The organism is Actinomyces polynesiensis (assembly GCF_000820725.1).
GTDB classification, from domain to species: Bacteria; Actinomycetota; Actinomycetes; order Actinomycetales; family Actinomycetaceae; genus Pauljensenia; species Pauljensenia polynesiensis.
Genome location: NZ_CCXH01000124.1, coordinates 1 through 14,444, shown reverse-complemented (window position 1 = coordinate 14,444; position 14,444 = coordinate 1). Strand labels below are relative to the sequence as shown.

At 71.4% G+C, this 14,444-nt stretch carries 6 protein-coding genes and 2 pseudogenes; 1 reads left to right on the top strand and 7 read right to left on the bottom strand.

The window, feature by feature from the left end; translation table 11 throughout:
* From whiA to gltB, 7 genes and pseudogenes are all read right to left on the bottom strand, one after another.
* Positions 1–610: pseudogene (gene whiA, locus TA90_RS05865) on the bottom strand (DNA-binding protein WhiA); the annotation flags it as partial.
* A 27-nt stretch (positions 611–637) separates the two neighbouring features.
* Positions 638–1,642, bottom strand: a complete 1,005-nt coding sequence (locus TA90_RS05860; protein WP_043535079.1) for a gluconeogenesis factor YvcK family protein — start codon at positions 1,640–1,642, stop codon at positions 638–640.
* On the bottom strand, positions 1,642–2,598 hold the full coding sequence (rapZ, locus tag TA90_RS05855) for an RNase adapter RapZ (RefSeq protein ID WP_043535078.1): 957 nt from the start codon (positions 2,596–2,598) through the stop codon (positions 1,642–1,644). The genes TA90_RS05860 and rapZ overlap by 1 nt, the downstream gene beginning before the upstream one ends.
* A gap of 38 nt (positions 2,599–2,636) precedes the next feature.
* The gene (purT, locus tag TA90_RS05850; protein WP_231550679.1) at positions 2,637–3,857 is read right to left on the bottom strand and encodes a formate-dependent phosphoribosylglycinamide formyltransferase; all 1,221 of its coding nucleotides are present in this window, start codon (positions 3,855–3,857) and stop codon (positions 2,637–2,639) included.
* 262 nt (positions 3,858–4,119) lie between these two features.
* Positions 4,120–6,123, bottom strand: a pseudogene (gene uvrC / locus TA90_RS05845) (excinuclease ABC subunit UvrC); the annotation flags it as partial.
* A gap of 525 nt (positions 6,124–6,648) precedes the next feature.
* A complete protein-coding gene (locus TA90_RS05840) occupies positions 6,649–8,106 on the bottom strand; it encodes a glutamate synthase subunit beta (RefSeq protein ID WP_043535077.1) in 1,458 nt (485 codons plus the stop codon).
* Positions 8,099–12,655 (bottom strand): glutamate synthase large subunit, encoded by a 4,557-nt coding sequence (gene gltB, locus TA90_RS05835; RefSeq protein WP_043535076.1) that lies wholly within the window; start codon positions 12,653–12,655, stop codon positions 8,099–8,101. The genes TA90_RS05840 and gltB overlap by 8 nt, the downstream gene beginning before the upstream one ends.
* 261 nt (positions 12,656–12,916) lie before the next feature.
* Here gltB and glnA point away from each other — a divergent pair, with 261 nt between their 5' ends.
* Positions 12,917–14,341: a type I glutamate--ammonia ligase gene (gene glnA, locus TA90_RS05830; RefSeq protein WP_043535075.1), complete on the top strand. Its 1,425-nt coding sequence runs from the start codon at positions 12,917–12,919 to the stop codon at positions 14,339–14,341.
* Positions 14,342–14,444 lie beyond the last annotated feature (103 nt).

Below are 14,444 nucleotides of genomic sequence, written 5' to 3'. Positions count from 1 at the left end.
GTGCGGGTCGCGCCCATCGCCAGGATCAGGGTGCCGATCGCATCGGAGTCGCGCACGCTCACGCGGTCGGCGCCCCGGACCTCCTTGGAGCGCGCCGCGGCGCCGAGACGCCTCGCGCACCCCACCATCGCGAGGGCCGCCTCCGCACCGGGGGCGGTGATCTCCAGGGAGGAGGAGCGTCCGGGCTCCATGAGTGAGCCGCGGGCCAGGAACGCACCCCGCCACGCGGCGGCGGCCTCGTCGCGTCCCGCGGAGACGATCTGGGCGGGCAGTCCGCGCACCGGGCGGCCCAGGTGGTCCACGAGTCCCGTCATCGGGCGAGGTCGTCGGCGCCCTTCACGACGCGCACCACGTAGCGGTTGCCCCGTCTGAGGGCGCCCCCGCTGACCACGACGACGCTGGACTCGGTGCCGTAGAGGTGGGCCATGAAGGTGCGCAGCCGCTGGGCGGCCACGGGCGAGTCGAGCTCGGCCTCGATGATGATGCGGCCGGAGACCAGGTGCAGTCCCCCCGCGAAGCGCAGGATGGCGGCGACCTCGGCCGCGACGGAGCTCACGGACCCGGCCCTGAGGCGGGCGAGCTCGTCCTTCATGTCTGTCGTCAGGGACATCACAGTCTTCCTTTCCTCGCCGTGTGTTCAGGCGAGCCAGGGTTCGGGTCGGCCGACCTCGCCGAGGAACCCGTCGAAGGCGTCCCGCAGGGCGGCCGCCAGGCGGAGGGGGTCGTGGTGGGGCATGCCGTCCCCGGTGCGGACCTGCCGCAGCATGAGACGTGCGCCCGCCTCCTGGGCGGCCTCCACCAGGTCGTCGATGTCGTCGATCGCGGTGGGGTCGGCGAGGACCACGTCGAGCTTGAGGTCGGGTGCGTGCTCCAGGAGCACCCGGACGTGGTCCGCCGAGGTCATCGTGTCGGTCTCCCCGCGCTGGCGCGCGAGGTTGAGGATGAGGGCCCGGTGGGCGTCCGTGGTCACCAGCGCGCGGTGCAGGTCGGTGACGAGGAGGTGGGGGATGACGGAGGTGTACCAGGAACCCGGACCCAGGACCACCCAGTCCGCCGCGTCGATCGCGTCCAGGACCGCCCCGGGCACCGGTGGGTCCTCGGGGATGAGACGCACGTGGCGCACCGTGCCGGGGGCCACGGCCACCCGGGACTGCCCGCGCACGGTGTAGGAGGTGCCCTCGTTGTCGAGGTCCGCCTCGATCTCCAGGGGCACGGAGGCCATCGGCAGGACGCGGCCCTGGGCGTTGAGGAGCCGCGCGACCCAGTCGAGTCCCTCCACCGGGTCACCGAGCATCTGCCACAGCCCGGAGATCAGGAGGTTCCCCAGCGCGTGTCCGTCCAGGGGGCCGGTGGTGTGCAGGCGCGTCTGGAGGACGTCACGCCAGGTGAGGCCCCACTCCGTCTCCTCGCAGAGACTGGCCAGGGCCATCCTGAGGTCGCCCGGGGGCAGTACGTCCATCTCACGGCGCAGGCGACCGGAGGACCCCCCGTCGTCGGCGACGGTGACCACGGCCGTCACGGCGTGGGTGATGTGGCGCAGCGCGCGCAGGGTGGCGGAGAGGCCGTGGCCCCCGCCGAGTGCCACGACCGACTCCCCGATCTCGCCGCGCTGGGCCCAGCCGTCACGGTCCAGGTAGGCCATCACTCACGCCCCAGGTCTCGGTGGAGGACACGCACCGAGAAGCCGCTGTCGCGGAAGCGCTGCGCGACGAGCTCCGCCATGGCGACGGAGCGGTGCTTGCCCCCGGTGCACCCCACCGCGATGGTGACGAAGGGCTTGAGCTCGGTGAGGTAGCCCTTGAGCATGGGCGCGAGGAGGTCCGCGTAACCCTCGGCGAAGGCCCGCGCCCCGGGTTGGTCGAGGACATAGTCCACCACCGGCTTGTCGCGACCGGTGAGGTGGCGCAGTTCCCCCACCCAGTACGGGTTCTTCAGGAAGCGCACGTCGAGGACGTCGTCGGCGTCCATGGGCAGGCCGTACTTGAAGCCGAAGGACTCGATGGTCAGCTGGAGGGGGCGCTCCGCCTCCCCCGCCACCACGTCACGGATGTGGCGCGAGAGGTCGTGGACCGTCATGTGCGTCGTGTCGATGACCTCGTCGGCGCGGGCGCGCAACGGGGCGAGCAGACGCTCCTCGGCGCGGATCCCGTCGATGATCGTGCCCTCCCCCTGGAGGGGGTGGGGGCGCCGGTTCGACTCGTAACGGCGCACCAGGGTGGCCTCGTCGGCCTCCAGGTAGATGATCCGGTAGAGCACCCCCGAGTCGCGCAGCTTGTCGAGCGTCGCCGAGAGGTCGGAGAAGAAGGCCCGGGAGCGCACGTCGACGACCACTGCCAGACGGTGGACCCCGGCCTCCCCTCCCGGCGACATCATGCCCACCAGGGCGGGCAGCATGGAGGCCGGGAGGTTGTCGACGACGTACCAGTCGAGGTCCTCCAGGGCGCGTGCGGCCTGGGTGCGTCCCGCCCCGGAGCGACCGGTGAGGATGAGCACCTCGTTCAGCGCCGGGGCGGGAGCACCCGGCAACTCGTCGAGAATCGGGATCCCCGTCGGCACGGTGGGCGGGTTGGGGTCCTGTCCGGGGTCCTCGTTCGTCATGCCCCCAAGGATGCCACCTCCGGGGCGCTCGCCGTCGCTCACCGGTGGTCCCCCTCGACGACGCGGACCGCCTGCGCCATCGCCGTGGCGCTGCGGCGCGCGGCGTCCACGTCGGCTCCCCTGGCCAGGGCCACCCCGAGTCTGCGGCCCGCCCTCGTCGCCTCCTTGCCGAAGATGCGCAGCTCGTCACCCAGGGACAGGGCCGCGGCGGCGCCCTCGTAGGTCGCGGTGCGCAGGGCGGAGGGGGCACGGACGACGGCGGAGGCGCCGGGTCCGCCCAGGGAGGTGTCCACGGGCAGTCCGAGGACCGCCCGGGCGTGGAGGTCGAACTCGGACTGGTGCTGGGTGACCATCGTCACCATTCCGGTGTCGTGGGGGCGCGGGGACAGCTCGGAGAACCACACGTGGTCACCGCGCACGAAGAACTCGACCCCGAAGAGCCCCAGGGCCGGGGAGGCTCCGTGCCCGGCGAGGGCGCCGGTGACGGCCAGTGCCGCCTCCTGCGCCCGCGAGAGGGCGAGGTCGGACACCTGCGCCGGCTGCCAGGACTCGACGTAGTCCCCGTCCTCCTGGCGGTGCCCGACCGGCGCGCAGAACGAGGTGCGCACCTCCCCGGTGGTCGCGTCCCACCAGCGCACCGTCAGCAGGGTGATCTCGGAGTCGAAGTCGACGGCCTCCTCGACGATGACCCGGCCGGTGCCCGCCCGGGCCCCCTCCTCGGCCGCCCGCCAGGCCTCCTCCGCCTCCTCCGGGGAGGAGATGCGCGTCTGTCCGTGGCCGGAGGAGGACATCGTCGGCTTGACGAACGCCGGCACCCCGGTGACCTCCAGGGCGTCGCGGATCTCCTGGGCGGAGGCGGCGAAGCGGAACCGCGAGGTCTCCACCCCCGGCAGGGAGGCGGCCAGTGCGCGGATGCGCTGGCGGTCCATGGTGGTGACGACGGAGAAGGCGTTGGGGACGATGCGCGGCCCACCCGCGGCCTCGACCTCGGCGAGGACGTCCGTGGCGATGGCCTCCACCTCGGGGACGACGAGGTCGACGTCGAGGGAGTCGACGAGGGCGCGCAGGTCCGCGGCCGAGGTCATGTCGAGCACGCGGCTGTCATCGGCGACCTGCATGGCCGGCGCGTGCGGGTAGGAGTCCGCGGCGGTGACGTGGGCTCCCAGACGTTTGAGGGAGATCGTCAGTTCCCGGCCCAACTCCCCCGAGCCGAGCAGGAGCACGCGGGCGGGCATCGGGGTGGGCTGGGTGTCGGCCACGGTCGTCACGGGGTGTGCGCTGGTCGGGTCAGTCGTGGTCGGGTCGGTCATGGTCGGTTCCCTCCGGTGTGCGGGTGGGCGGGGTGGGGTCGTCGGGTACTGGGTCGGGACCGGGATCCGGTGCAGGCGCGGGTGCGGGGTCGTCCGCGGTGGACGGACCTGCGGGGGGCTCGGGGTCGCCCTCGTGCGGTGGGGGGACGGCGGCGGTGCCGGCGGCGGGGTCCACGGCGGGGTCCCCGGGCCCGGTCGCCTCCACCGTGCCCGCGCCCGTCCCGAGGGCCTCCAGGACGGTGGCGGCCAGGACCGGGCCGATGCCGGGCACCTCCGCGACCTCCCCGACCGTGGCGGCGCGCAGCCTCTTGACCGATCCGAAGCGGCGCAGGAGCGCGCCCTGCCTGGCCGGTCCCAGGCCGGGCACGTCGTCGAGGACGGAGCGCGTCTGGCCCTTGGCCCGGCGGCGGCGGTGCTTGGTGATGGCGAAGCGGTGGGACTCGTCACGCAGGTGCTGGAGCAGGTAGAGGGCGGCGGAACTGCGCGGCAGGATCAAGGGGAACTCCTCCCCCGGCACCCACACCTCCTCCAGGCGCTTCGCGAGGCCCACCACCGGCAGGTCCACGCCCATGGTGTCGAGGGCAGCGCGGGCGGCGTTGACCTGTGGCAGACCGCCGTCGACGACGACGAGGTCGGGCCGGTAGGAGAAGCGCCGTGGACGCCCCGAGGTGGCGTCCACGGGACCGGAGGCCAGGGGGACGCCGTCCTCGTCCTCCCCCTCCACCCCGGCCTCCTCGGCGAGGAGGCGCGAGAAGCGGCGGTGGAGGACCTCGTCCATGGCGGCGGTGTCGTCGGGGACCCCGGTGCCGTCCTCGCCGCGGATGTTGAAGGTGCGGTAGGCGTCCTTGCGGGGCATGCCGTCCTCGAAGACCACCATCGAGGCGACCTGGTCCTGTCCCTGGGTGTGGGAGATGTCGTAGCACTCGATGCGCAGGGGGGCGGCGGGGAGGTCGAGGTCCGCGGCGAGTTCCTCGAGGGCGCGGGAACGCTGGGTGAGGTCGCCCGCGCGGCGCGTGCGGTGGAGTTGGAGCGCCTGGGTGGCGTTGTCGCGGACGGTGTCCATGAGGCGCGCCTTGGCGCCGCGGTGGGGGACGTGCAGGCGCACCCTGGCGCCGCGCAGGTCGGAGAGCCAGACCTCCAGGGTCGCGGCGTCCTCGGGCAGGTCGGAGACGAGCACCTCACGGGGGATCGCCCGGGTCGGGGTGTGGGCGACGTCGTCGACGGAGGTGGCCTCGGCGCGCCCGGTCGGGCGTCCGCGCAGGGGCCTCCCGGCCGGCTCGACGTCCCCGTAGACCTGCTCCAGGAGGCGCTCCATCAGGCCCGCGGGCGGGGTGTCGTCGACCCGGTCCACCACCCAGCCCCGGGTGCCTCGGATGCGGCCGCCGCGGACGTGGAACACGTGGACCGCCGTGTCGAGCTCGTCGGTGACCAGGGCGAACACGTCGGCATCGGTGCCGTCGTCGAGCACCACGGCATTGCGTTCCAGCACCTTGCGCAGGGCCTGGAGGTCGTCACGCAGGCGTGCCGCACGCTCGAAGTCCAGGGCACCCGCGGCCTCCCGCATGCGCGACTCGATGTCACGGATGAAGGGGCCGGTGCGGCCCTCCATGAACTCGCAGAGGTCCTCGGCGAGCTCCCGGTGGTCCTCCTCGCTGATGCGTCCCACGCACGGGGCGGAACACTTGTCGATGTAGCCCAGCAGGCAGGGGCGGCCCTGGGCGTGGGCCCGCCGGTAGACACCCGCCGAGCAGGAGCGCACGGGGAAGACCCGAAGGAGCAGGTCGATGGTTTCGCGGATGGCCCAGACCTGGGTGTAGGGGCCGAAGTAGCGGGCACCGGGGCGGCGCGCCTCACGGGTGATCTGGACGCGCGGGACCCTCTCCCCCATCGTGACGGCCAGGTAGGGGTAGGACTTGTCGTCGCGGTACATGACGTTGAACCGCGGGTCGAACTCCTTGATCCACGTGAACTCCAGGGTGAGGGCCTCGACCTCGGTCGAGACGACCGTCCACTGGACGCTGGCAGCGGTGGTGACCATCTGCTGGGTGCGCGGGTGGAGGTGGGCGGGGTCCTGGAAGTAGTTCGTCAGGCGCTGGCGGAGGTTCTTCGCCTTGCCGACGTAGATGACCCGACCCTCCGCGTCCCGGAACCGGTACACGCCCGGGCTGGTGGGGATGTCCCCGGTCCGGGGACGGTAGGTCGAGGGGTCTGCCACGCGCACCACCCTAATCTGCCGAGGTCCGCTCTGTTCTCCCTGTGAGGTCCGCTCACTTGCGGCATCGAGGTCCGCTCAGTTCTGGGGCCGAGGTCCGCCCTGTTGCAGGCTCGAGGTCCGCTCCCCAGGGGTCAAGGGGTCCGTCCGGTCCTCCGGTGCAGATCCGAGCCCTGCCGAGGTCGAGGGGCACCACCTCCACGCCCGGGGTCCCGGTGTGTGGGAGCCCACTGACGGGTCGTCGTGCGCCGGTTCCAGGACGACCACCGGTGGGCCCGTCCCGAGGACCCTGCGCTCCGCCGGGAGTGTGTCACTGCACGTGTGCCCGGACCGACCACCCTCCGTCCGGGCGGTCCGCTGTGTGGCCGCCCTCGTCCTCCCGGGGGGCGCCGAATCCCACGCACGCGCCGCGGGGACCGGTCCCCGGGACCGCGGGCGGACGAGGGCGCACCGTGAGCGGTCCACGGGGGCGGACCTCAGGCCCCGAACAGAGCGGACCTCAGTGGGAGAACAGAGCGGACTTCGCGGTCAGGGGCGGTACTGGACGTCCGTCGGGGCGATGGGGGCCGGCAGCTCGGTGCGCCCGCGCAGGTACTCGTCCACGGCGGCCGCGGCCGAGCGGCCCTCCGCGATGGCCCACACGATCAACGACTGCCCGCGCCCGGCGTCCCCGGCCACGAACACACCCGGATGGGTCGTCGCCCAGTGCTCGTCGCGCACGACGCGACCACGGGCGTCGACCTCGAGGCCCAGCTGGTCGACGAGGCCCTCACGCTCCACCCCGGTGAAGCCCATGGCGAGCAGCACCAGCTGGGCGGGGATGATCCGCTCCGTGCCCTCCACGGGTTCGAAGCGCCCACCGGAGAACTTGACCTCGCTGAGCCGCAGCTGGGAGACATTGCCCTCCTCGTCCCCGAGGAACTCCGCGGTGGAGACCGCGTAGAGACGCTCCCCGCCCTCCTCGTGGGCCGACGCCACCCGGAAGATTCGCGGGTAGCTCGGCCAGGGGTCGGCGGCCGTGCGCTCGGCGGGCGGCTGGGGCATGATCTCCAGGCTCGTCACGGAGCGCGCCCCCTGACGGATGGCGGTGCCCAGGCAGTCGGCTCCGGTGTCGCCGCCGCCGATGATGACGACGTCCTTGCCCTCGGCGCTGATCCAGTCGACCTCGGTGTCCCCGTGGACGTGCTTGGTCGAGCGGGTCAGGTAGTCGACGGCCTGGTGGATGCCGCCCAGCTGCCGTCCCGGCGCGGGCAGGTCGCGTCCCACCGTGGACCCCGTGGTGAGCACGACGGCGTCGAAACGCTCCAGGAGGTCGTCCCCCGTCACGCCGTGACCGACGTCGACCCCGACGTGGAAGCGGGTGCCCTCGGCGCGCATCTGGTCGAGGCGACGGTCCAGGACCGCCTTCTCCATCTTGAACTCGGGGATCCCGTAGCGCATGAGGCCACCGATCGCGTCGGCACGCTCGAAGACGGCCACGGTGTGCCCGGCGCGGGTGAGCTGCTGGGCAGTGGCGAGCCCGGCCGGGCCCGACCCGACCACCGCCACCGTGAACCCGGTGAGCTTCTGGGGGATCTGGGGGGTCACCCAGCCCTCGTCGAAGGCGTGGTCGACGGCCGTGTGCTCGACGTTCTTGATCGTCACGGCGGGCTGGTTGATGGACAGCACGCAGGCCGCCTCGCACGGGGCCGGGCAGAGGCGCCCGGTGAAGTCCGGGAAGTTGTTGGTGGCGTGGAGGCGCTCGATGGCGCTCCTCCAGTCACCCTTCCACCCCAGGGTGTTCCACTCCGGGATCAGGTTGCCCAGGGGGCAGCCGTAGTGGCAGAAGGGCGTGCCGCAGTCCATGCAACGCCCTGCCTGGCGTTCGACGACGCCGATCTCCTGCTCCTCGTAGACCTCGTCGAAGTCGCGGATGCGCACGGGGACGGGACGGCGCTCCGGCAGCTCGCGCTCCCGGATCTTCAGGAACCCCTTCGGGTCAGCCATGGGACACCTCCAGAATCTTCTGCCACACCTCGGGGTCCTCCCGGTCCACACCCGAGGCGTCCGCCTCGGAGAGGATCTCGGTGACCTGGGCGAACTGGGTGGGCTGGATGCGGGTGAAGCGGGCTAGGGACGCCGGCAGGTCGTCCAGCAGCCGCTGGGCGACGACGGAGCCGGTCAGCTCCACGTGGCGGCGCAGCAGCAGGGCCACGCGCTCCCCGTCGGCGTCCGAGAGCCCCGACACGTCCAGTTGGGCAGTGACCTGCGGGTTGAGCAGACCACGGTCGAAGTCGAGCAGGTACCCCGATCCACCCGACATGCCGGCGGCGACATTGCGCCCGGTGCGGCCCAGCACGAGGACCTCACCTCCGGTCATGTACTCCAGGGCGTGGTCGCCGGTGCCCTCGCACACCAGCGTCGCACCGGAGTTGCGCACGCCGAAGCGCTCGCCGACGCGGCCCGAGACGTACAGCTCCCCCGAGGTCGCGCCGTAGCCGATGACGTTGCCGGCCACGGTGTTCCCGCTCGCCTCGAACTTCGCGCTGCGCGAGGGGCGCACCGCCACCGTCCCGCCGCACAGGGACTTGCCGACGTAGTCGTTCGCGTCGCCCTCCACCGTGATCGAGACCCCCTGGGGGAGGAATGCCCCCAGGGACTGACCGGCGGAACCGGTGAGGCGGACCGTGACCGTGTCGGCGGGCAGGCCGTGGTCGCCGTAGCGGCGGGCGATCTCGTGCCCGAGCATCGCACCCGTGGTGCGGTCCGTGTTGTGGATCTCCGCCTCGATGCTCACGGGCTCCTTGCGCTCGAGGGCAGGGGCCGAGAGGGTGATGAGACGACGGTCGAGGACGTCCTCGAGGTGGTGCTCCTGACCCTGCACCTGGTGCAGGGAGGAGCCCGGTCGGGGCTCGATGCGCTGGAAGACCGGACCGAGGTCGAGCCCGGAGGCCTTCCAGTGGTCCACCGCCTCCGAGACGTCGAGCAGGTCGGAGCGGCCGACCGCCTCCTCGATGGAGCGCAGCCCCAGGGAGGCGAGCATCTCACGCACCTGCTCGGCGATGAAGGTGAAGAAGTTGATGACGTACTCGGGCTTGCCCGTGAAGCGCGCCCTCAGCTCCGGGTTCTGCGTGGCCACACCCACCGGGCAGGTGTCCTTCTGGCAGACGCGCATCATGATGCAACCCGAGACGACCAGTGGGGCGGTGGCGAAGCCGAACTCCTCGGCGCCCAGGAGGGCGGCGATGATGACGTCGCGACCGGTCTTGAGCTGCCCGTCGGCCTGGACCACGATGCGGTCGCGGAGGTCGTTGAGGACCAGGGTCTGCTGGGTCTCGGCCAGGCCGATCTCCCAGGGGGCCCCGGCGTGCTTGAGGGAGGTCAGGGGCGCTGCACCCGTGCCGCCGTCCGCACCGGAGATCAGCACGACGTCGGCGCGGGCCTTGGACACCCCGGCCGCCACGGTGCCCACCCCGACCTCGGACACCAGCTTGACGTGGATCCGGGCCTCGGGATTGGCGTTCTTGAGGTCGGAGATCAGCTGCTTGAGGTCCTCGATGGAGTAGATGTCGTGGTGGGGAGGCGGGGAGATCAACCCGACGCCGGGGGTCGAGTGCCGCTCCCGGGCGACCCAGGGGTAGACCTTCTGGGCGGGCAGCTGGCCGCCCTCACCCGGCTTGGCCCCCTGGGCCATCTTGATCTGGATGTCGCGGGCGTGCGTGAGGTAGTCCGCCGTGACCCCGAAACGCCCCGAGGCCACCTGCTTGATCGCGGAGTTGCGCTGCGGGTCGCGCAGGCGTTCGGGGGACTCGCCTCCCTCGCCCGTGTTGGAGCGTGCCCCGAGGGCGTTCATGGCCAGGGCCATGGTCTCGTGCGCCTCCTGGGAGATGGAGCCGAAGGACATGGCCCCCGTCGCGAAGCGCTTGACGATCTCGGAGACCGGCTCGACCTCCTCCAGCGGCACGGGCTCGACCTCGTCGGTGCGCAGCCGCATCATCCCGCGCAGGGTCATGAGCTGGCGCGACTGGTCGTCCACCCCGTCGGTGTAGGAGCGGAAGACCTGGCGGGACTCGGTGCGCGTGGCGGTCTGGAGGCGCGCGATGGTCTCCGGGTTGAACAGGTGGGCCTCGCCCTCACGGCGCCACTTGTACTCCCCGCCCACGTTGAGCGTGCGGTGGGCCGGGGAGATGCCCGAGGGCGGGTAGGCGACCTCGTGGCGCGAGGCGACCTCGGCCGCGATGACGTCCAGGCCGACACCGCCCAGCGGACTGGCCGTACCCGCGAAGTAGCGGTCCACGAACTCCTGGGAGAGCCCGATGGCCTGGAAGACCTGGGCGCCGCAGTAGGAGGAGACGGTGGAGATGCCCATCTTCGACATCACCTTGAGGACACCCTTGCCGAGCGCCTTGATGAGGTGGGCGACGGCGTCGGCCGGCGTCGTGTCGCCCAGGTGACCGGCGCGGGCCATGGACTCGACGGACTCCATGGCGAGGTAGGGGTTGACGGCTGCCGCTCCGTAGCCGATGAGCAGTGCGGCGTGGTGCACCTCACGCACGTCTCCCGCCTCGACGACCAACCCGACCTGCGTGCGGGTCTGGCGCCGCAGGAGGTGGTGGTGGAGCGCGGAGGTGGCCAGCAGTGACGGGATGGGCGCCATCTCGGCATTGGACTCGCGGTCGGAGAGCACCAGGAAGGACACGCCCTCCTCGATCGCCTCGTCGGCCTGCCGGAAGATGTCGTCGAGGGCGGCCTGGAGCGACTCCCCCCCGCCGGAGACGCGGTACAGGCAGCGGATCACCCGGGAGGTGAAGCCCTTCCCCGCGCGGGCACTGCCGATGTGCGAGATCTGCGCGAGTTGGTCGGAGTCGATGACGGGGAAGTCGATCTCGAGCTTGCGGGCGTGGTCCGGGCTGTCCTCCAGGAGGTTCGGCTGCGGACCGACCGTGGTGCCCAGCGCCGTGACGAGCTCCTCGCGGATCGCGTCGAGCGGCGGGTTGGTCACCTGCGCGAAGAGCTCCTGGAAGTAGTCGAAGAGGAGCCGGGGGCGGGAGGAGAGCACCGCGATGGGGGTGTCGGACCCCATGGATCCCAGGGCCTCGGCCCCGGAGGTCGCCATGGGGGTGAGGATGATGTCGAGGTCCTCCTGGGTGAAGCCGAACTCCTGCTGGCGACGGAGCACCGAGGAGTGCGAGTGGTCGATGTGCTCGCGCTCGGGCAGGTCGGAGAGGTGGACGAGCTGCTCGTCGAGCCACTCCCCCCAGGGCTCCTGGTGGGCGAGGCCGTCCTTGATCTCCTGGTTGGGGACGATGCGACCGGCGTCGAGGTCGACGAGGAACATCGAGCCGGGCTCGAGACGTCCCTTGGCCCGGATCTGCGAGTCCGGGATGTCGAGCACGCCCGTCTCCGAGGCGAGGACGACGAGGCCGTCCTCGGTGACCTGCCAGCGTCCCGGGCGCAGGCCGTTGCGGTCCATGACGGCCCCGATGAGGTGCCCGTCGGTGAAGGTGACGGCGGCGGGGCCGTCCCAGGGCTCCATGAGGGTGGAGGCGTACTTGTAGAAGGCCCGCAGGTCGGGGTCCATCTGCTCGTTGTTCTCCCAGGCCTCCGGGACCATCATTGCGACGGCCTGGGGCAGGGACCGTCCCGCGAGCACCAGCAGTTCGAGGACCTCGTCGAGTGAGGCGGAGTCGGAGACCGCGTCGGTGGTGACGGGCAGGAGCGGGGCGATGTCACCCAGGACACGGCTGGCGAGCTGGCCCTCCCGTGCGCTCATCCAGTTGCGGTTGCCGCGCACCGTGTTGATCTCGCCGTTGTGGGCGACCATGCGGAAGGGCTGGGCGAGCCTCCACGAGGGGAAGGTGTTCGTGGAGAAGCGGGAGTGGACCAACGCCAGGCGCGAGGTGAGGGTCGGGTGGGAGAGGTCGGTGAAGAACTCGGGCAGCTGCATCGTGGTGAGCATGCCCTTGTAGACGAAGGTCTGGGTGGACAGGCCGGTCATGTAGACCCCGGCCTCGTGCTCGCAGCGGCGCCGGACCCGGTAGGCGGCGACCTCGAGGGCGCGTCCGGAGCGGCGGTTGTGCTGGTCGGCGACCAGCAGCTGGCGGAAGGTCGGCATGGAGCCGCGGGCGGTGGGGCCCACACCCGTGTCGTCCACCGGCACGTCGCGCCAGGCGAGGACGCGCAGGCCCTCCTCCCGCGTGATCCTCTCCACGGCGGCGACGGCGCGCGAGAGCTCCACCCTCCCGTCGTGGGCGCCGGGGAGGAAGACGAGGCCCGCGGCGTAGGAACCCACACAGGGCAGGTCGGGGCGCACCGTCTCTCGGAAGAATTCGTCGGGGAGCTGGATGAGGATCCCCGCCCCGTCGCCGGAGTTCTCCTCCGCGCCCACGGCGCCGCGGTGGTCGAGCTTCTCCAGTGCCAGGAGGCCCTGCTCGACGATGGTGTGCGTGGGAGGACCCGTGAGCGTGGCGACGAAGGCGATGCCACAGGCATCGTGCTCGTTGGCCGGATCGTAGAGGCCGATGGCCTGGGGCCGGCCGGCTTCCTGCTGGTTCATGGGGACCCCCTGTAGTGTTCCGTTCCCGGTGGGGGGCCGCCTGCGACCCCCGAACCAAGACTGGGTCAAGATGTTCTCGCCGGGGTTCAAGGATGCCGCCGACACGATGGGCCCGCCGGACGTGGACCAACATGCGGACGAGTCGCCGGAGGTCCCCACAGGCTCACGCTAGACTCCATTTTGTCATCGGTTTGCGGGATCTTGACCGGGGGGCACCGCGTCGCCCGACCAGCCTGCACAGTCATCCGGGAAGGACACCCCATGTTCAGCAACTCCGACGAGGTCGTGGAATTCATCGACCGCGAAGGCGTCCAGTATGTCGACGTGCGCTTCTGCGACCTGCCTGGCGTCCAGCAGCACTTCACCATTCCCGCCGCCGAATTCAAGGGTGCCGCCCTGGAGGACGGCGTGATGTTCGACGGTTCGTCAGTGCGTGGCTTCACCGCCATCCACGAGTCGGACATGAAGCTCATCGCGGACCCGACCTCGGCCTTCCTCGACCCCTTCCGTGAGGCGAAGACGCTGATCGTCAACTTCTCGATCGTCGACCCCTTCACCGACGAGCCCTTCTCGCGTGACCCCCGTCAGGTCGCCTCCAAGGCCGAGGCCTACCTGAAGTCGACGGGCATCGCCGACACCTGCTTCATCGGCGCCGAGGCCGAGTTCTACCTGTTCGACGACGTGCGCTACCAGGTGAAGCCCGAGTACACCTTCTACGCGGTGGACTCCGCCGAGGCGTTCTGGAACACGGGCCGCACCGAGGAGGGCGGCAACCTCGGCTACAAGATGGGCGTCAAGGGCGGCTACTTCCCGGTCTCCCCCAACGACCACTTCGTCGACATCCGCGACCAGATGGTCACCAACCTCATCGGCGTGGGCCTGGACATCGAGCGCGCCCACCACGAGGTCGGCTCCGCGGGCCAGCACGAGATCAACTACCGCTTCGCCTCCCTGACGACGGCCGCCGACGACATGATGAAGTTCAAGTACGTCGTCAAGAACACGGCACTCCAGTTCGGCAAGTCCGCGACCTTCATGCCCAAGCCCGTCTTCGGTGACAACGGCTCCGGCATGCACACCCACCAGTCGCTGTGGAAGGACGGCGCCCCGCTGTTCTACGACGAGCGCGGCTACGGCTCCCTGTCCGACACGGCCCGCTGGTACATCGGCGGCCTGCTCAAGCACGCCCCCGCCCTGCTGGCGTTCACGAACCCGTCGGTCAACTCCTTCCGTCGTCTGGTGCCCGGATTCGAGGCCCCCGTCAACCTCGTCTACTCCGCCCGCAACCGCTCGGCCTGCATCCGCATCCCGGTCACCGGCACCTCCCCGAAGGCCAAGCGCATCGAGTACCGCGTCCCGGATCCCTCGGCGAACCCCTACCTGTCCTTCTCCGCCTGCCTGATGGCGGGCCTGGACGGCATCCGCAACCGCATCGAGCCCGCGGCCCCCATCGACAAGGACCTCTACGAGCTGCCGCCGGCCGAGTACGAGGACATCGCGAAGCTGCCGACCTCCCTGGAGGCGACGCTCGAGCACCTGCGCGCCGACCACGAGTTCCTCACCGAGGGCGACGTGTTCACCCAGGACCTCGTCGACACCTGGCTGGACTACAAGGAGACCAACGAGGTCGCCCCCATGAGGACCTACCCCCACCCGCTGGAGTACCAGCTCTACTACAACATCTGAGTCCGGGACGGCAGCCCCGGCTGCACATCCCGCTCCGGCGACGGCTCCGGCACCCCAGTGGTGCCGGAGCCGTCGCACGTCCGGGCGCCTGCCCCCCGCCGGG

What these genes read in the sequence shown, in the direction of transcription:
- gltB (WP_043535076.1), bottom strand. Translation starts at nt 12,655, where the DNA reads ATGAACCAGCAGGAAGCCGGCCGGCCCCAGGCCATCGGCCTCTACGAT.
- TA90_RS05840 (WP_043535077.1), bottom strand. Translation starts at nt 8,106, where the DNA reads ATGGCTGACCCGAAGGGGTTCCTGAAGATCCGGGAGCGCGAGCTGCCG.
- TA90_RS05860 (WP_043535079.1), bottom strand. Translation starts at nt 1,642, where the DNA reads ATGGCCTACCTGGACCGTGACGGCTGGGCCCAGCGCGGCGAGATCGGG.
- glnA (WP_043535075.1), top strand. Translation starts at nt 12,917, where the DNA reads ATGTTCAGCAACTCCGACGAGGTCGTGGAATTCATCGACCGCGAAGGC.
- rapZ (WP_043535078.1), bottom strand. Translation starts at nt 2,598, where the DNA reads ATGACGAACGAGGACCCCGGACAGGACCCCAACCCGCCCACCGTGCCG.